This window comes from Micromonospora sp. NPDC005171 (genome assembly GCF_040608575.1).
GTDB lineage: Bacteria > Actinomycetota > Actinomycetes > Mycobacteriales > Micromonosporaceae > Micromonospora.
The window spans coordinates 438,983-456,253 of the sequence record NZ_JBEXIM010000002.1 but is presented as its reverse complement, the minus strand read 5'-3'; the positions used below and the strand labels follow the sequence as shown (position 1 = coordinate 456,253).

General features: G+C 71.9%; 20 protein-coding genes. 11 read left to right on the top strand and 9 right to left on the bottom strand.

What is annotated here, in order from left to right:
- Window positions 1–3 precede the first annotated feature (3 nt).
- The 3 genes from ABZU74_RS06075 (at window position 4) to ABZU74_RS06065 (ending at window position 2,081) form a co-directional block, all read left to right on the top strand.
- Window positions 4–819 (top strand): Bax inhibitor-1/YccA family protein, encoded by an 816-nt coding sequence (locus tag ABZU74_RS06075; RefSeq protein WP_355418993.1) that lies wholly within the window; start codon window positions 4–6, stop codon window positions 817–819.
- Window positions 820–955: 136 nt separating this feature from the next.
- Complete coding sequence (locus tag ABZU74_RS06070) at window positions 956–1,714, top strand: Bax inhibitor-1/YccA family protein (protein WP_355418991.1); 759 nt, start codon at window positions 956–958, stop codon at window positions 1,712–1,714.
- 46 nt (window positions 1,715–1,760) lie between these two features.
- On the top strand, window positions 1,761–2,081 hold the full coding sequence (locus tag ABZU74_RS06065; RefSeq protein ID WP_355418989.1) for a hypothetical protein: 321 nt from the start codon (window positions 1,761–1,763) through the stop codon (window positions 2,079–2,081).
- A gap of 12 nt (window positions 2,082–2,093) precedes the next feature.
- Here the strand turns inward: ABZU74_RS06065 and ABZU74_RS06060 are convergent, their stop codons facing one another.
- The 3 genes from ABZU74_RS06060 to ABZU74_RS06050 all read right to left on the bottom strand — a co-directional run bounded on the left by ABZU74_RS06060 (window position 2,094) and on the right by ABZU74_RS06050 (window position 5,296).
- Window positions 2,094–3,356: an acetyl-CoA C-acetyltransferase gene (locus tag ABZU74_RS06060; RefSeq protein ID WP_355418987.1), complete on the bottom strand. Its 1,263-nt coding sequence runs from the start codon at window positions 3,354–3,356 to the stop codon at window positions 2,094–2,096.
- Window positions 3,357–3,434: 78 nt separating this feature from the next.
- Window positions 3,435–4,247 carry an SGNH/GDSL hydrolase family protein gene (locus tag ABZU74_RS06055; RefSeq protein WP_355418985.1) on the bottom strand — a complete coding sequence of 271 codons (813 nt, stop codon included), beginning with the start codon at window positions 4,245–4,247 and terminating at the stop codon, window positions 3,435–3,437.
- Window positions 4,244–5,296: an SGNH/GDSL hydrolase family protein gene (locus ABZU74_RS06050; RefSeq protein WP_355418983.1), complete on the bottom strand. Its 1,053-nt coding sequence runs from the start codon at window positions 5,294–5,296 to the stop codon at window positions 4,244–4,246. The genes ABZU74_RS06055 and ABZU74_RS06050 overlap by 4 nt, the downstream gene beginning before the upstream one ends.
- 150 nt (window positions 5,297–5,446) lie before the next feature.
- Here ABZU74_RS06050 and ABZU74_RS06045 point away from each other — a divergent pair, with 150 nt between their 5' ends.
- A complete protein-coding gene (locus ABZU74_RS06045) occupies window positions 5,447–5,803 on the top strand; it encodes a YkvA family protein (protein ID WP_112582466.1) in 357 nt (118 codons plus the stop codon).
- Window positions 5,804–5,876: 73 nt separating this feature from the next.
- Complete coding sequence (locus ABZU74_RS06040) at window positions 5,877–7,247, top strand: cystathionine beta-synthase (RefSeq protein WP_355418981.1); 1,371 nt, start codon at window positions 5,877–5,879, stop codon at window positions 7,245–7,247.
- Window positions 7,248–7,327: 80 nt separating this feature from the next.
- Here the strand turns inward: ABZU74_RS06040 and ABZU74_RS06035 are convergent, their stop codons facing one another.
- From ABZU74_RS06035 to ABZU74_RS06020, 4 genes are all read right to left on the bottom strand, one after another.
- Window positions 7,328–7,837: a GNAT family N-acetyltransferase gene (locus ABZU74_RS06035; RefSeq protein ID WP_355418979.1), complete on the bottom strand. Its 510-nt coding sequence runs from the start codon at window positions 7,835–7,837 to the stop codon at window positions 7,328–7,330.
- Window positions 7,834–8,763 carry a ribonuclease Z gene (locus tag ABZU74_RS06030; protein ID WP_355418977.1) on the bottom strand — a complete coding sequence of 310 codons (930 nt, stop codon included), beginning with the start codon at window positions 8,761–8,763 and terminating at the stop codon, window positions 7,834–7,836. Before ABZU74_RS06030 ends, ABZU74_RS06035 begins: the two co-directional genes overlap by 4 nt.
- Window positions 8,764–9,150: 387 nt before the next feature.
- Window positions 9,151–9,813 (bottom strand): peptide-methionine (S)-S-oxide reductase MsrA, encoded by a 663-nt coding sequence (gene msrA, locus ABZU74_RS06025; RefSeq protein WP_355418975.1) that lies wholly within the window; start codon window positions 9,811–9,813, stop codon window positions 9,151–9,153.
- Between the two features lie 76 nt (window positions 9,814–9,889).
- Entirely contained in the window at window positions 9,890–10,312 is a 423-nt protein-coding gene (locus ABZU74_RS06020) for an HIT family protein (protein ID WP_355418973.1), read from the bottom strand.
- A 97-nt stretch (window positions 10,313–10,409) separates the two neighbouring features.
- On the opposite strand from ABZU74_RS06020, the gene ABZU74_RS06015 reads away from it, so the two are divergent.
- The 4 genes from ABZU74_RS06015 (at window position 10,410) to ilvA (ending at window position 14,574) form a co-directional block, all read left to right on the top strand.
- The gene (locus ABZU74_RS06015; RefSeq protein WP_355418971.1) at window positions 10,410–11,552 is read left to right on the top strand and encodes a cystathionine gamma-synthase; all 1,143 of its coding nucleotides are present in this window, start codon (window positions 10,410–10,412) and stop codon (window positions 11,550–11,552) included.
- Between the two features lie 13 nt (window positions 11,553–11,565).
- A complete protein-coding gene (locus ABZU74_RS06010; protein ID WP_355418969.1) occupies window positions 11,566–12,975 on the top strand; it encodes an amidase family protein in 1,410 nt (469 codons plus the stop codon).
- An 11-nt stretch (window positions 12,976–12,986) separates the two neighbouring features.
- Window positions 12,987–13,202, top strand: a complete 216-nt coding sequence (locus tag ABZU74_RS06005; RefSeq protein WP_355418967.1) for a hypothetical protein — start codon at window positions 12,987–12,989, stop codon at window positions 13,200–13,202.
- Between the two features lie 151 nt (window positions 13,203–13,353).
- Complete coding sequence (gene ilvA, locus ABZU74_RS06000) at window positions 13,354–14,574, top strand: threonine ammonia-lyase (RefSeq protein WP_196921139.1); 1,221 nt, start codon at window positions 13,354–13,356, stop codon at window positions 14,572–14,574.
- Window positions 14,575–14,670: 96 nt separating this feature from the next.
- Here ilvA and greA read toward each other — a convergent pair whose 3' ends face one another.
- Window positions 14,671–15,168, bottom strand: coding sequence for a transcription elongation factor GreA (greA, locus tag ABZU74_RS05995; protein WP_091394193.1), 498 nt, complete (start codon window positions 15,166–15,168; stop codon window positions 14,671–14,673).
- 156 nt (window positions 15,169–15,324) lie between these two features.
- A complete protein-coding gene (locus ABZU74_RS05990) occupies window positions 15,325–15,765 on the bottom strand; it encodes a DUF4307 domain-containing protein (RefSeq protein WP_355418964.1) in 441 nt (146 codons plus the stop codon).
- A gap of 203 nt (window positions 15,766–15,968) precedes the next feature.
- On the opposite strand from ABZU74_RS05990, the gene mca reads away from it, so the two are divergent.
- Complete coding sequence (gene mca / locus ABZU74_RS05985; protein ID WP_124854725.1) at window positions 15,969–16,850, top strand: mycothiol conjugate amidase Mca; 882 nt, start codon at window positions 15,969–15,971, stop codon at window positions 16,848–16,850.
- 48 nt (window positions 16,851–16,898) lie between these two features.
- Complete coding sequence (locus ABZU74_RS05980) at window positions 16,899–17,192, top strand: hypothetical protein (protein WP_355418962.1); 294 nt, start codon at window positions 16,899–16,901, stop codon at window positions 17,190–17,192.
- The last annotated feature ends 79 nt before the right edge of the window (window positions 17,193–17,271 follow it).

Sequence of the window (17,271 nt, the reverse complement as noted above, 5' to 3'; positions counted from 1 at the left end):
ACAGTGAAGACCTCGAACCCGGTGCTCGCCCGGCTCGGCCAAGCGGCCGAGCGGGAGCGCTCCGCCGGGTACGCCCCGGCCGGGCCGTACGGACAGCCCGGCATTCCCCAGCAGTACCCGTCCCAGGTCGGTTACCCGGCCGCGCCGCCGACCGTGGCGCCGATGACCGTCGACGACGTTGTCGTCAAGACTGTCGCTCTGCTCGGCATCCTCGGCATCACCGCCGCGGCCGCCTGGGTGCTCGTGCCCGACGCGTTGGTCGGTACCGCCTGGATCGGCGCGGCGGTGGTCGGCCTGGTCCTCGGCTTGATCATCTCGTTCTCCCGGATGGCCAACCCGGCGCTCGTGATCGCGTACGCGGTCGTCGAGGGCGTTTTCGTCGGCATGGTCAGCAAGGCGTTCGAGACGGCTTACGACGGCATCGTGCTCCAGGCCGCCGCGGCCAGCTTCGGCATCTTCTTCCTGATGGCGATGCTCTACAGGGCGAAGGTCATCCGGGCCACCCCGGCCTTCGTCAAGGGCATGATCGCGGTAATGGTCGGCCTGTTCGCGGTCATGATGATCAACCTGGTGCTGGCGCTGTTCGGCGTCAACACCGGCCTGCGTGACGGCAGCCCACTGGCCATCGGCTTCAGCCTGGTCTGCATCGTGGTCGCCTCGCTGAGCTTCGTGCTCAGCTTCAAGGAGATCGAGGACGGCGTCCGAATGGGCCTGCCGCAGCGCTACTCCTGGACGGCCGCGTTCGGCATCCTGGTCAGCCTGGTCTGGCTCTACATCGAGATCCTGCGCCTGCTGAGCTACTTCCAGGGCGACGACTGACCTCGTCCGCACTGCCGACCGGCGCCCGTCCCCACTCCGGTGGGGGCGGGCGCCGTCGTCCGCGCCGTTTGCCCGCCGCCGCCGGCCCGCCCGGGGCAGAGTGACTGCGAGGGGTACGCGGGCGAAGGAGGCGGCGGTGCGCAGCAACAACCCGGTGCTCAACCGGCTGGACGAGGCCGGCCGGGTGGAGGCCCGGGTGCTCGGCGCCCGTGACGTCGAGCCGATGACCGTCGACGACGTGGTGGTCCGTACCGTCGGGTTGCTGCTCGTGACCGGCGCGGCCGCCGCGGTGTCCTGGGCCGTGATCCCCGACGCCGTGTGGCTGGGCGCCGCGCTGGCCGGCAGCGCCCTCGCCTCGATCGCGCTGGTCCTGGTCATCTCGTTGCGAGCGATCACCAACCCGGTGCCGATCGTCGGCTACGCCATCCTCCAGGGCCTGCTGCTGGGGGTGGCGAGCCGCACCTTCGAGCAGGTCTACCCGGGCATCGTGGTGCAGGCGGTGGCGGGCACCTTCGGCGTCTTCCTCGGCATGGCGGCGCTCTACCGGGCCCGGGTGATCCGGGCGACGCCCCGGCTGGCCCGCCTGGTGATCGGCACCCTGCTCGGCATCGCCGTGCTCAGCGTGGTCAACCTCGTGTCGTACCTGATCACCGGGCGACCGGGCCTGGCGACCTACAGCGTCAGCGGCGAGGTCGGCTGGCTGCCGTACGCCTTCTCGGTGGTGGCCATCATCGCCGGGGCGTTCAGTTTCATCCTCGACTTCGACCTCGTCGAGCGCTCGGTGCGCGACGGTCGAGCCCGTCGGTACGCCTGGCTGAGCGCGTTCGGCCTGCTCACCGGGCTGGTCTTCCTCTACTGGCAACTGCTGCGGCTGCTCAGTTACCTGCGCCGCTGACCGGCCCGACCCGACCCGGTCGGTGTCGGCCGTAGACTCGGCGGCGATGAGCGCAGCGGAGTTGGACAAGGCCGTGCAGTTGCTGGTCCGTCAGATCGCGCACTGGCAGCAGCCCCGGTGGGCGGCGGTCGCGACCGCCGGCAACGTGTCCCGCGCCGACCTGGTGCACCGTCTGGTGCAGGAGGTGGCCAACCTGGCCGCCGACGCCGAGGGGGAGCCTCGCCGGGTGGTGCCCCGGCTCGACAACGACCTGGCCCTCCCCGACCAGCTGCGGGTGGTCACGGCGGACCTGCTGGCCGCCGACCCGGGGGCCGAGGCGCTGGCCCGGGCCGCCGCCGAGGTGACGGCGACCCGTAGCGCGCTCTGAGGGCAGCTCGGCTCAGTTGAGCCGTTCGAGCACCATGGCCATGCCCTGGCCACCGCCCACGCACATGGTCTCCAGACCGATGGTCTTGTCGTGCCACTCGAGTGCGTTGAGCAGGGTGCCGGTGATCCGGGCGCCGGTCATGCCGAACGGGTGGCCGACGGCGATGGCCCCGCCCATCACGTTCAACTTCTCCTCCGGGATGCCCAGCTGGCGGTAGGAGGGGATGACCTGTGCGGCGAACGCCTCGTTGATCTCGACGAGGTCGACGTCGTCGATTGTCATGCCGGCTCGGCGCAGCGCCTGCCGGGACGCCTCGACCGGCCCGAGGCCCATGATCTCCGGAGACAGGGCCGTCACACCGGTGGAGACGATCCGGGCCAGCGGGGTGAGCCCCAACTCCTCGGCCCGCTGGACGCTCATCACCACCACGGCGGCCGCGCCGTCGTTGAGCGGGCAGCAGTTACCGGCGGTGATCCGACCGTCCGGGCGGAACACCGGCTTCAGGCCGGCGACCGCGTCGAGGCTGACGCCGGCCCGGGGCCCGTCGTCGGTGCTCACCACGGTGCCGTCCGGCGTGGTGACCGGGGTGATCTCCCGGGCCCAGAAACCGTCGGCGATGGCCTTCTCGGCGAGGTTCTGGCTGCGTACGCCGAACTCGTCCATGTCGGCGCGGGTGACGTCGTACACCTGGGCCAGGTTCTCCGCGGTCTGCCCCATGGTCAGGTAGATGTCGGGCAGCTCACCGGCGTCGCGCGGGTCGGTCCACACCTCGGCGCCGCCCTGCGCGCGGCGCTTCGAGCGCTCGCTGGCCGACCCGAAGCGCGGGTTCTCCCAGCCGCCGCCGACCAGTGCCTGCGCCTCGGGCGGCAGCCCGTCGGAGCTGCCCCGGGCGTAGCGGGAGACCATCTCCACCCCGGCGGAGACGAACACGTCGCCCTCGCCGGCCCGGATCGCGTGCATCGCCATCCGGGTGGTCTGCAACGACGAGGCGCAGTAACGGGTCAGCGTGGCGCCGGGGACAGTGTCCAGACCGAGCAGGGTGGACACCACCCGGGCCATGTTGAAGCCCTGCTCGCCGCCGGGCAGGCCGCACCCGAGGTAGAGGTCGTCGATGGTTGTCGGATCGAGCGCGGGGATCTTGTCCAGCGCGGCCTGGACGATGGTTGCGGCGAGGTCGTCGGAGCGGACGTCGCGCAGGGACCCCTTGTGCGCCCGGCCGATGGGGGAGCGGGCGGTGGCGACGATGACGGCGTCGCGGGACGACTCAATCGGCATGGACCAACGTTAACCCGCCAGTAACATGGCGCGGAAGAAGCGGGCCCGGCGGGAAATGTCACCAGTGGCGGGGACGATCTAGCGCCGGGTGGTGGCCGCCGCCGCGGCGAGGATGGCGGGCAGCAACGCGTGCGCCCACACCCGGTAGCCGTCGGCGGAGGGGTGGAAACCGTCCGGGCAGAGCGTTCCCGCGTCGGCCCGGAACACCGGCCCGGTCTCGGTGGCCAGGTCGACCACCGAGCCGCCCGCCTCCAGCACGGCAGTGGTCTGCGCGCGGGCCATCCGACGCCCGGACCATCCGACCACCTGGCGCAGCGGAGGCGCGATGGCCCGCACCGCCCCGAGGTCGGGGCAGGTGCCAACCACCACCTCGACGCGCGCCTCCCGCAGCCGGTGCACCGCCGCGCCGAGATAGGCCGCCGCGTCGGACGGCCGGCGCAGCCCGGTGGCGTCGTTCGCGCCGATCAGGATCAACGCCACGTCGGGCCGCTCACCGAGCAGGGCCCGGGCCACCTGGGTGGCGAGGTCCGTCGAGCGGGACCCGGAGACGCCGACGCTGGACAGGTGCACCCGGCGGCCGGTCGGGCCCTCGGCGAGCAGATTGGCCAACTGCCCGCCGATGGTGTCCTCCAGCCGGTCGACACCCACGCCCAGCGCCGACGAGTCGCCCAGCAGCACCAGTCGCAGCGGAGCAGCGCCGGCCCGGCCGATCGTGGCGCGCAGGGCCAGGCCCAGCTCCGGTTCGGCGTAGCGTCGGTGCCGGGCGACGAACGCCTCACCGGCCAGGACGGCGGCGCCCCCGACGGTGCCGGCGAGCAGCGAGAACGCCGCCGCCCGACCCAGTCGGCCGGCGAGGCCGGAGGTCACGCTCCGCGCGCTGCGCTCGTTCATGCCAGTCCCTCCACTGTCGAGGTGTCCGAGGCGGACCCGTGTTGCGGCACCGCGCCGACACCGAAGAACGCCCGTCGGCGCAGCTGCGCCCACCGGCCGGCCGGCCCTCGGTCGCGGCCCCGGACCTGGACGCCGCTGACCTCGGTGCCGGCGTGTCGAGCCGCCTCCTGCGCGGCCTCCGGCAGCGACCGTACGCCCCCGCCGACTGTCGGTGTGGCCCGTCGTTCCGGGGTCGCGCCGAGGGCGGAGAGCATCGTGGGCAGGAGCGCGGCGGCGGCCATCGCGTACCCCTCGGCGGAGGGATGGAACCGGTCCCAGGCGAACATCCGGGTCGGCTCGGCCGCGAACCGGGGGCCGAGCAGGTCGCCGAGGGAGACCGTCCAGCCGCCCGCCTCGACCACGGCCACCGTCTGGGCCGCGGCGAGCTGGCGGCTCCAGCGGTGCGCCAGCCACCGCAGGGGTGGCTGGATCGGGCGGATCGCGCCCAGGTCGGGGCAGGTGCCGACGACCACCTCGCAGCCCGCGTCGCGCAGGCTGTGCACCGCCTCGACCAGGTAGCGCACCGCCAGGCCGCGTGGGGTGCGGTTGGTGATGTCGTTGCCCCCGATGAGGATCACCGCGACGTCGGGTCGGCACTCCAGCGCCGCCTCCACCTGGTGGCGCAGCGCCGCCGAGATGGCGCCGACCACAGCGAAGCGGTGCAGCTGCACCGGCCGGTGCAGTCGACGGGACAGGCCGGTGGCGAGCAGCGCCCCGGGCGTCTCCCGACGGCGGTGCACCCCGTAACCGGCGGCGGACGAGTCACCGAGCACGACCATGGTGAGCGCTGGACCGGGGAACTTCGCGCCGTACATCCCGTCGCAGCGGGGCGGCGGCGCCTCGGCCATCGGGATGGTCCGTCGAGCCTGGCGGGCCTGACCGACCAGCACCCCGCCGGTCGCCACCACGGCCGCCGCGGTGGCGCCTGTCCCGATGGCTGCCAGCCAAAAGAACCGCCGGGCCTGCCGCCAGCGCTCACCACCGGGTACGACGGAATGTGCCACCCCCATACCGCGACATTATCGCGCTGGCCCGACACACCGCTGTCGTCGTGACGGCACCCGGGTGCCTGGAAACCGACGCGACGGGGTACCTGAGTCCCAGAGGCCGGCCGACTTGCGCCGACCCGCCACGCTGATCCGGCGGAGAGGAGCGCGACGATGGGTAAGACACTGAAGCGCAGCGCGGCGTTCACGGCCCTGGCGCGGGCCCTGGCGGCCGGGGCCCGCAACGGGCCGTCGATCGGCACGCGGTTGGCCGCGCTGCCCCGGATGATCCGAGCCACCACCAAGGGGGAGTACGACGGTGGCCTTCGGCTGGCCCTGATGACCGCGGCGACGGCGTACATCGTCTCGCCGATCGACCTGCTCCCGGAGATCCCGCTGGCGATCTTCGGGCTGGCCGACGACGCGGTCATGGTCACCTGGTTGGCCGGCAGCGTGCTCGCCGAGACCGATCGGTTCCTGGAGTGGGAGGCCCGCCGCAGCTCGGTCATCCCCGGGGGGCTGGTGCCCTGACGACACGTACGCTGGGCGACGAGGAAAAGTCTTCCCGGCCGCCCACCGCCGGCGCCGCAACGAAGGGCACACCGTGCAGTACTACGACAACGTCGTCGACATGATCGGAAACACCCCACTGGTGCGTCTGCGTAACGTCACCAAGGGCATCCAGGCCACCGTGCTGGCCAAGGTGGAGTACGTCAACCCGGGCGGCTCGGTGAAGGACCGGATCGCGCTGCGGATGGTGGAGGACGCAGAGGCCGCCGGCCTGCTCAAGCCGGGCGGCACGATCGTCGAGCCGACCAGCGGCAACACCGGTGTCGGGCTGGCCCTGGTGGCCCAGCTCAAGGGCTACAAGTGTGTCTTCGTCTGCCCCGACAAGGTCAGCCAGGACAAGCAGGACGTGCTCCGGGCGTACGGCGCCGAGGTGGTGGTCTGCCCGACCGCCGTCGCCCCGGAGGACCCGCGCTCGTACTACAACGTCTCCGACCGGCTGACCCGGGAGATTCCCGGCGCCTGGAAGCCCAACCAGTACAGCAACCCGGCCAACCCGCGTTCGCACTACGAGACCACCGGCCCGGAGCTGTGGAAGCAGACCGACGGCGGGCTCACCCACTTCGTGACGGGCGTGGGCACCGGCGGCACCATCTCCGGCATCGGGCGCTACCTCAAGGAGGCGTCTGAGGGCCGGGTGCGCGTCATCGGGGCCGACCCGGAGGGTTCGGTCTACTCCGGCGGCACCGGCCGGCCGTACCTGGTGGAGGGTGTCGGCGAGGACTTCTGGCCGGAGACGTACGACCGGGGTGTCGCCGACGAGATCGTGGAGGTCTCCGACAAGGCGTCCTTCGAGATGACCCGGCGACTGGCCCGCGAGGAGGGGTTGCTGGTCGGCGGTTCCTGCGGAATGGCGGTGGTCGCCGCACTGGAGGTCGCCCGCCGGGCCGGCCCGGACGACGTGGTGGTGGTGCTGCTGCCCGACGGCGGTCGTGGCTACCTCTCCAAGATCTTCAACGACTCGTGGATGGCCCGGTACGGCTTCCTCGACAACTCCGGTGCCGAGCCGACGGTGGCCGACGCGCTGGCCAGCAAGCCGGGCGGGCTGCCCGAGCTGGTGCACGTGCACCCGACCGAGACCGTCCGCGACGCGATCGACTACATGCGCGAGTACGGCGTCTCGCAGCTGCCGGTGCTCAAGGCCGAGCCGCCCGTGGTGACAGGTGAGGTTGCCGGCTCGATCGCCGAGCGGGACCTGCTCGACGCGCTGTTCACCGGTCAGGCCCACCTGCACGACACCATCGAGCGGCACATGGGTGACCCGTTGCCGATGATCGGCGGTGGTCAGCCGGTGAGCGAGGCGGTGGGCATGCTGGAGAAGTCGGACGCCGCGCTGGTGCTGGTCGATGGAAAGCCCAAGGGCGTCCTGACCCGCCAGGACCTCCTGTCCCACCTCGGGGCCCACTAGACGAGTGAGTCCTGACCCTGGCTGGGGCTGTGGGCGCGGCCTTGCGCTGGGGTGCCTGCGCCTCTGCCGGGCCGGGCAGTTCAGAGGGGGCGGGTGTAGCGGACTTGCGGGGCGAGGGCCACACCGATGTGCTCCTCACGCTCCGCCCCGGTCGGGGTCCAGCCGCCGCGCTCGTAGAACGCACGGGCGTGCGCGTTGTCCTTGAGCACCCAGAGCACGGCACGGTGCCAGCCCTGCGCCCGCATGGCGTCCAGGGCGTCCACCATCAGGGCGCGACCGGTGCCCCGGCCCTGCTCGATCGGGTCGAGGTGGATCGCGTTGAGCAGCCCGGTGGCCGGGGCGTCCTCGTCGTCCGGGCCGAGGTGGCTGAACCCGACCAACGTCCCGGTCCGTTCGGCCACGGTCATCCGGTGGGTGTCCCGCTCCCAGATCCACCGCTCGACCCAGTACCGCCCCATCGCCTCCGGTGTCGGGTCGGCCAGCGCCTCGGGCGGCAGGAAGGCGGAGTACGCGGCGACCCGGGAGCGCTGGTGCAGGGCACCCACCGCCATCAGGTCGCCTTCAGTCGCAGGGCGGAGCGTGACGGTCACCCGGCCGAGGCTACCCGGCGCGGCGGAAGCTGCACCGTGGTCAGGTCCTCGGCGATGATCAGTTCGCCGTCGAAGTGCGCGCGCGCCTCGTCGTGGAACCGGCGCGGGTCGGGGTAGCGCTGGGAGAAGTGGGTGAGCACGAGTCGGCGTACCCCGGACTCGGTCGCCACCCGGGCGGCCTGCGCCGCGGTCAGGTGCCCGACCTCGGCGGCGAGCGCGGCCTCCGACTCCAGGAACGTCGACTCGATGACCAGCAGGTCGGCGTGCTCGGCGAGGCCGTACACCCCGTCGCAGAGGCCGGTGTCCATCACGAACGCGAACCGCTGCCCCGGCCGGGGCACGCTCACCTCGGCCCGGGTGACGCGGCGCCCGTCGAGGTCCAGGTGCCCGACGCGGATCAGCTCGCCGACGGCCGGCCCGGCGATGCCGTACGCGGCCAGCTTCTCCGGCAGCATCCGGTGCCCGTCCGGCTCGACCAACCGGTAGCCGTACGTCTCGATGGGGTGCCGGAGCCGGCGTGCCTCCAGCGTGCCGCAGCGCAGGGCGATCCGCTGCCCGTCGGCCTCGATGGGCTCGACCCGCAGCTCGGCGGTCTCGTAGAAGGAGGTGGCGTACCGCAGCCGGGTGAAGTATTCGGCGCCGCCGGAGGGGAAGTGCACGGCGACCGGGTGCGCCACCCGGTCCAGGGAGAGTCGCTGGATGGTGCCGGGCAGGCCGAGGCAGTGGTCGCCGTGGAAGTGGGTGACGCAGATCCGGGTCAGGTCGGTGGCGGTGACGGTGGTGTGCAGGAGCTGACGTTGGCTGCCCTCGCCCGGGTCGAAGAGGATCACCTCGTCGTCCCAGCGCAGCACGTACCCGTTGTGGTTGCGCTGACGGGTCGGCGCCTGGCTGGCCGTCCCCAGCACCACCAGCTCGCGCATGGACATCGCCACTCCTGTGGATATGGAGCGACCCCCGGGGCGCTCCGCGCATGTGCGCGGGCCGGCTGGACTTGGCCGGCACCCCGGGGGTCGGGTGGCTGTCGTGGATTCGCCGCACCGCTGCCACACGGTCTCGACGATTGTGCTGTTGCCCGCCTCGCGACGAGCCGATCACTGTCGAGGACAGCGGCTAGCTGACAGCCACCTCACGAGTCCGATTGCTATACAAGTCTGGACCACCTCCTTTCACGTGTACGGCCACGTTATCGAGTTCTCGTCGGGCTCGGCAACGGATTTCGATCACAGGGCCGAACGGGAATGCCCGGCCTCATCGACCTGGGCGAACTGCGAGGCGCGGCGATCGCCGCGCCCCGCAGAGGTGGTGCGTGGTGGTCAGCCGCCGACTCGGGCCACGCCGACCGGGCAGCTCAACCCGTTCGGGCCGTGGTTGCAATAACCGTTCGGATTTTTGGTCGGGGCCAGGTACTGCTGGTGGTAGTCCTCGGCGAAGTAGTAGCTGCCGAGCGGGGCGATCTCGGTGGTGATCTCACCCTTGCCGGCCCGCGTCACGATCGGCTGGAACGCGTCCCGGGACGACTCCGCGATGGTCCGCTGCTCGTCGGTGGTGGTGTAGATCGCCGAGCGATACTGGGTGCCCACGTCGTTGCCCTGGCGCATGCCCTGGGTCGGGTCGTGGTTCTCCCAGAAGACCTTCAGCAGGTCCTCATAGTTGATCTTGCTGGGGTCGTACACCACCTGGACGACCTCGGCGTGCCCGGTCCGGCCGGAGCACGTCTCCTCGTACGTCGGGTTCTTGGTGATGCCACCCGCGTAGCCGGCGGAGGTGGTGTAAACGCCCGGCAGCGTCCAGAACAGTCGCTCGGCGCCCCAGAAACAGCCCATGCCGAAGACCGCGACCTGCAGGCCCTCAGGGAACGGACCCTTCAACGGGGTGCCCAGCACCTCGTGACGGTCGGCGACCGGCATGGCGATCGGGCGGCCCGGCAGGGCCTGGTCGGGCGTCACCATCTCGGCGTTCATACGGCGCAAAAACACGGTGGGGATCTCCTCTCGTACCGCTCGCAGCGTGCAACACCGGAGGGTTCTGCTTCCTTACCCGCGCGCGGGTGAGTCAGGCCCCACCCGGGAACGCCGCGGCGACCCGGTCCGCGTACGTCTGGGCCTCGGTGTCGTCGGCGTACCGGGTGCGCGGCCAGAAGAAGCCGCGCAACCCGTCACCCTTGGTGCGCGGGACCACGTGGGTGTGCAGGTGTGGCACCGACTGGGACACCTTGTTGTTCATCGCCACGAACGTCCCACCGGCGCCGAGAGCGGTCTCCACCGCCACCGCCAGCCGCTGGACCATGGCGAAGTAGCCGGGCAGCAGATCGGCCGGCAACTCGGCCAGGGTCACCAGGTGCACCCGGGGCACCACCAGCACGTGCCCCTTGAACACCGGCCGGGTGTCCAGGAACGCCACCCCGTCCGGGGTGTCGGCCACGCGGAACGCCGGCACCGCGCCCGCCGCGATCCCGCAGAACACGCAACCGCTCATTGGGCCAGGCTATGCCGGCGGCGCTGGCGGCCCGACCCCCGCCTCGGAGCGCGGGTTCCGTTCCAGCCTTCGGGACGGGGGCACTAGCCTCACCAGAATGAGTCACGGCTTCGAGACGCTCGCCATCCACGCCGGTCAGGACCCTGAGGCCCGCACCGGCGCGGTGATCCCACCGATCTACCAGACCAGCACGTACGCCCAGGACGCCGTCGGCGCACCCCGCCTCGGCTACGAGTACAGCCGCTCCGGCAACCCGACCCGTGACGCGCTCCAGGAGTGCCTGGCGGCCCTGGAGGGCGGGCCGGTGGGGCTCGCCTTCGCCAGCGGCCTCGCCGCGGAGGACACCCTGCTGCGGGCCGTCTGCCAGCCCGGCGACCACGTGGTGATCCCCGACGACGCCTACGGTGGCACGTACCGGCTCTTCGCCCGGGTCGCCCAGCGCTGGGGCCTGGAGTTCAGCCCGGCCAAGGTCTCCGACCCGGAGGCGATCCGGGCGGCCGTGCAACCCGGCCGCACGAAGATCGTCTGGGTGGAGACGCCGACCAACCCGCTGCTCGGCATCGCCGACATCGCCGCCCTGGCGGCCGTGGCCCACGACGCGGGCGCCCTGCTGGTGGTGGACAACACCTTCGCCTCGCCGTACCTGCAGCAGCCGATCGCCTTCGGCGCGGACGTGGTGGTGCACTCCACCACCAAGTACATCGGCGGTCACTCCGACGTGGTCGGTGGCGCGCTGGTGGTCGCCGACGCCGGGCTCGGCGAGGAGCTGCGCTACCACCAGAACGCGATGGGCGCGATCAACGGCCCGTTCGACGCCTGGCTCACCCTGCGGGGAATCAAGACCCTCGGGGTACGCATGGACCGGCACTGCGACAACGCCGAGCGGCTCGCCGCGTACCTCGACGGGCACGACAAGGTCGCCCAGGTGATCTATCCGGGGCTGCCCTCGCACCCCGGTCACGAGGTGGCCGCCAAGCAGATGCGGCGGTTCGGCGGCATGATCTCGTTCCGCGCCGCCGGTGGTGAGGACCACGCCGTGGACATCTGCAACCGGGCCAAGCTCTTCGTGCTCGCCGAGTCGCTGGGCGGGGTGGAATCCCTGATCGAGCACCCGGGTCGGATGACACACGCAAGTGCTGCCGGCTCGCCGCTTGAAGTTCCCGGCGATCTCGTGCGACTGTCTGTCGGCATCGAGACGGTCGACGACCTACTCGCCGATCTGGAGCAGGCGCTGGGCTGACCGCTGGGGGAGGATGGCCGTGCAGGACATCATGGCGACCTGGGTTGGAGCGACCGCCAAGCAGATCGCCCGGGGCGTACGCCGAGGTGACGTGTCGGCGACCCAGGTCGTCGCCGACCACCTTGAGTACATCTCCCGGGCCGACCGCGAGCTGGCCGCGTTCCGCGCCGTTCGTGGTGGCGAGGCGATCACCGAGGCGGAGAAGGTCGACGAGCAGGAGGACCTGGCCAACCTGCCGCTGGCCGGGGTTCCGGTGGCGGTCAAGGAGAACACCCCGGTCGCCGGCCTGCCCACCTGGAACGGGTCGGCCGCCGCCCGCACCGACGTCGCGGAGGCCGACCACGAGGTGGTGCGTCGGCTGCGTGGCGCCGGCGCGGTGATCCTCGGCGTGACCCGGATGCCGGAGCTGGGGCTGTGGGCCCTGACCGACGACGACAGCGCGGTGACCCGTAACCCGTGGGACAGCACGCGTACCCCCGGTGGGTCCTCGGGTGGTGCCGCCGCCGCGGTCGCCGCCGGGCTGGTGCCGATCGCGCACGCCAACGACGGGCTCGGCTCGATCCGGATTCCGGCGGCCTGCTGTGGACTTGTCGGGCTCAAGCCCGGCCAGGGTGTGGTCCCCTGCCAGCTCGGGGCGGACGACTGGTTCGGCCTCACCGAGCACGGCATGCTGACCAGCACGGTCGCCGACGCGGCGGTCGGCTTCTCGGTGCTCGCCGGCCGGCGTCCGGAGAAGCTGGTCCCCCCGCAGCGTCTGCGGGTGGGCGTCTCGCTGCGCTCCCCGGTGCGAGGTGTCACACCGGACGCGCCCAACCGGGACGCGGTAGCCGCCGCCGGCCGACTCCTCGCCGCCGCCGGGCACGACACGGTGCCCGCCGATCCGGTCTACCCCACCGCGCTCGGCCTGCAGGGCATCGCCACCTGGTTCGCCGCCGCCGCCACCGACGTCCGGGCCGCCGGCCTGGACCGCCGTGGTCTGCAACGGCGTACCCGGCGGCACGTCGCGCTGGGCGAGTGGGCGCAACGTCGCGGCTACGTGCGGGAGGCGGACCGGGCCGCCTGGCGGCAACGGTCGGTCGACTTCTTCACCGACCACTCGGTCGACCTGCTGCTCACCCCTGCGCTGGCCAGCGCGCCACCGGAGGCGGCCCGCTGGTCGGAGCGCTCCTGGCGGGCGAACATGACAGCCAACATCCGGTACGCCCCGTACGCCGCGCCCTGGAACATCGCCGGCCTGCCGGCTGTCGTCGTGCCGGTCGGCCGCCGCCCGGACGGCCTGCCGGTCGCCGTGCAACTGGTCGGCCCGCCCGGCTCGGAGCTGCTGCTGCTCGGTGTGGCCGGCCAGTTCGAGATGGCCGCACCGTGGACGCGCCACGCTCCCGGCTACCCCCGGATCGAAACGGGGTCGCCGGCCGTCGCATGATCGTCTAGGGCGTGATCGCGGCGGTGACGCTGATCCTGCTGATCCAACGGATCTCCGCTGCCCAGGAGGCCCGGATCACCGGCGGCATCCCCCCGTGGCCGACCGCCCCGGTCTGGCCGGGCCAGACCTGGCCCGCCGCCCCGCCTGCCCAGCCGGCTCCGGCGGCCCAGCCGGCTCCGGCGGCCCGGCCCGCCCTGGAGGTGCCGGGGGTCGCGCCAGCTTCGTGATCCACTCGGGATCATTGAAGTCGGGGTATCCGGGCAGCCCGGATACCGCGCTTTCCGGGATACCGAGTGGATCAACCGGTTCCGGTCGGCCCGCGCCCCGGTCGGCCTGGCCCGCGGGTTGGTCGGGGAGCACGGGTGGCACGATCGGGGCATGACGGAACTGGTCGGTCTCGACGACGTGCGGGCCGCACGGGAGTTGCTCGCTGGCGTCACCCGCACCACCCCGCTGGAGCCGTCCCGCCCGCTCAGCGCGGCACTGGGCGGGCCGACGTGGCTCAAGTGCGAGAACGTGCAGCGCGCCGGCTCGTACAAGGTGCGGGGCGCGTACGTGCGGATCTCCCGGTTGTCGGCGGCGGAGCGGGAACGCGGTGTGGTGGCGGCGAGCGCGGGCAACCACGCGCAGGGCGTGGCCCTCGCCGCCGGCCTGGTCGGCACGCACGCCACAGTCTTCATGCCGGTCAACGCGCCGCTGCCGAAGGTGGCCGCCACAAAGGGGTACGGCGCGCAGGTCGAGTTGGCTGGCAACACCGTCGACGAGTCGCTGGTGGCCGCGCACACGTACGCCGAGCGCACCGGGGCGGTGCTGATCCACCCGTTCGACCACCCCGATGTGATCGCCGGGCAGGGCACTGTGGCGCTGGAGATCCTCGAACAGTGCCCGGACGTGAAGACGATCATCACCGGGGTGGGCGGCGGCGGTCTGATCTCGGGCATGGCGGTGGCCGCGAAGGCGTTGCGGCCGGACGTTCGCATCATCGGCGTGCAGGCGGCCGGGGCTGCGGCGTTCCCGCCCTCACTGGTGGCCGGAGAGCCGGTCCGGCTGCCCGTCTTCTCCACCATCGCCGACGGCATCGCGGTCGGCCGGCCGGGCGAGATCACCTTCAACCACGTGCGCAAGCTGGTCGACGAGATCGTCACGGTCTCCGAGGAGGACATCTCCCGGGCCCTGCTGATGCTGTTGGAGCGCGGCAAGCAGGTGGTCGAGCCGGCCGGGGCGGTCGGTGTCGCCGCGCTGCTGGCCGGCGTGGTCGAGGTGGAGACCCCGGTTGTCGCGGTGCTCTCCGGCGGCAACATCGACCCGTTGCTGATGATGCGGGTGATCGAGCACGGGTTGGCCGCAGCGGGTCGCTACCTGCGGGTGACCGTCCGTTGTTCGGACCGGCCGGGGCAGCTGGCGTCGCTGCTCAGCCAGATCGCCGAGCACCGGGCGAACGTGGTGGACGTGGAGCACCAGCGGGCCAACCCGCACCTCAGTCTCGGCGAGGTGGAGGTGGCGCTGTCGGTGGAGACCCGGGGCGTCGAGCACTCAGACACGCTGATCAGCGCCTTGCGGGCGAGCGGCTACCAGGTGGTCTTCGCGGCCGAGGCGTGACACCGGTAGGTGCCACGCCTCGGATGCGCGGTGCTTCGGAGCGGGTGCCGGCGACGGAAAAGCCCGGCCGGCAGTGGATGGCGCGGCTGGCGACGGTCAGCCGGAGAACGGCTCGAAGCTGACCACTGTCACCTTGATGTCGGCGCCGCTGGGCGCCGTGTAGGTGCAGGTCTGCCCGGCCCGGCCACCCAGGATCGCCTTGCCCAGCGCGGACTCGGGGCTGTAGACGGTCAGGTCGGTGGTGGCCGCGATCTCCCGAGAGCCGAGCAGGAAGGTCTCGGTGTCGTTGGTGTCGTCGTCGAAGTAGATCGTCACCACCATGCCCGGCGACACCGCGTCGGCGGTCGGAGCCTCGCCGACCTTCGCAGTGCGCAGCAGCTCCTGCAGGTAGCGGATGCGACCCTCGGCCTTGCCCTGCTCCTCGCGGGCGGCGTGGTAGCCGCCGTTCTCCCGCAGGTCGCCCTCCTCGCGCCGAGCGTTGATCTCGGCTGCGATCGCCGGGCGGTTGGCGATGTGCTCGTCGAGCTCGGCCTGGAGGCGGTCGTACGCGTCCTGCGACAGCCAGGTGGCGGGCGCCTCGTTGCCAGTGGACACAGGCGTTCTCCTCAGTTGTGCGTGGCTGGCTGACAGGTGAACTACCAAGTTACCAGTGCGGTACGACACAGCGTGTCGGCCATCACCGCCGGTGTCCGGATCCGACACCCGCGGTAGGCGCCCCGCCGGCCCCGCTTTCGGTGCTGTTCGCGCAGCTCAGGACGGTGGTCGGCAGCGCAGAACCTCGCCGATGAACGGCCGCGCGGTGGTGGCCAGGCGGTGCCGGGTCGTGACGTGCCGATCCCCGGGGTCGGCGGTCACGGTGACCTGTTCGCGGCCCACCTCGGCACCGGCACGGTCCCGGGCGCGCAGCACGCAGACCGCTGATCCACCCGGCGGAACCGTCACCCGGAAGTCGACAAGCACCTGCTTGTCCGTGATGTCGGTGTACGTGATCACCTGAGCGTCGTAGGCCGGGTCGCCATACTGGCGGTAGAGCCGGACCGAGATCACGGTCAGCGTGGCCACCAGCGCCAGCAGCGCCAGCGCGGCCAGCAGCGTACGGCGGCGCCTACCGCCCGGTGCCCGACGGCGGCCGTAGCGCCCGGCCGGGAATACCGGCGCGCCTGGTGAAATTGTGGCGTGCGTCTCGGTCACCGGCGGGTATCTCCTGGCGTTGTTGTCGGCGGCATCGGCAAGAATGGCAGAGTCCCATCCTCCCACCCGGCCCAGCGGCAGGAATGGCAGGTCATGCCCGGCGCTGGTGGCCGGCGACAGGGTGCGGTGAGGAAAGATCCCGGCAGGTCAGCCGGTCGAGCCCGGTCGGGTCCACCGTCCGGCACAGACGAGGAGCGCCGAAGTTGGCAGAGCAACTGCGTCTCATGGCCGTGCACGCGCACCCGGACGACGAGTCGAGCAAGGGCGCGGCGACAACGGCGAAATATGTCGCTCAGGGGGTGGACGTCCTGGTCGTGACGTGCACCGGCGGCGAGCGCGGGAGCGTGCTCAACCCCAAGCTCGACCGGCCCGACGTGTGGGCCAACATCGGCGAGATCCGGCGTGCCGAGATGGACGCTGCGAGGGCGATCCTCGGCGTCGACCAGGCCTGGCTGGGCTTCGTCGACTCGGGTCTGCCCGAGGGCGATCCGCTGCCGCCGCTGCCCGAGGGTTGTTTCGCCCTCCAGGACGTCGAGGTCGCCGCGGGTCCGCTGGTGCGGCTGATGCGCGAGTTCCGTCCGCACGTGGTGACCACGTACGACGAAGAGGGCGGCTACCCGCACCCGGACCACATCATGTGCCACAAGGTGAGCGTTGCCGCGTTCGAGGCCGCCGGTGACCCGGAGCGCTACCCGGAGCTGGGCGCGCCCTGGCAGCCGCTGAAGCTCTACTACGACATCGGCTTCTCCAAGGGCAAGATCATGGCCCTGCACGAGGGCATGCTGGCCGCCGGGCTGGAGTCGCCCTACGAGGAGTGGCTCAAGCGGTGGGAGGACCGTCCCGACAAGGGTCCCCGCATCACCACCCGGGTGGAGTGCGCCGAATACTTCCCGGTCCGCGATGACGCGCTGCGCGCCCACGCCACCCAGGTCGACCCGGACGGCTTCTGGTTCCACGTGCCGATGGAGCTCCAGAAACGCGCCTGGCCGACCGAGGATTACGAGCTGGCCCGCTCGATGGTCGACAGCCCGCTGCCCGAGTCCGATCTCTTCGCGGGGGTGCGGGAGACGGCGCACGCACGCTGATTCCCGACGGGGCTACCCTGGTTACCAACCGCACATCGGAGGAACGCCATGCTGACCGCTGCCCAGGTGCTCGCGGAGAACAACTTCGGGGACACCCGCACGGGTGGTCTGGCCGGGCCGATGGGCCTCTTCCTCATCCTGCTGCTGGCCACCGCGACCATCCTGCTGATCCGCAACATGAACGCTCGGCTGCGCCGGCTGCCGGATCGTTTCCCCCAGCAGTCCGGGCCGACCGACCCCACCAGGGCCGATGCGGCAGTCGTCGATCCGACAGACGGGACCGGGGCGCGTGATTCATCCACCCCCGCTCCCAACGGGCACCAGCAGCACCTGAACGGGTAGTCCGCGCATGAATCACGCCGAACCGGTTGGTCGCCCCCTGTTGCGGCCACCCGGTTTGGCTTAGCCTTCCGCCGGGGGG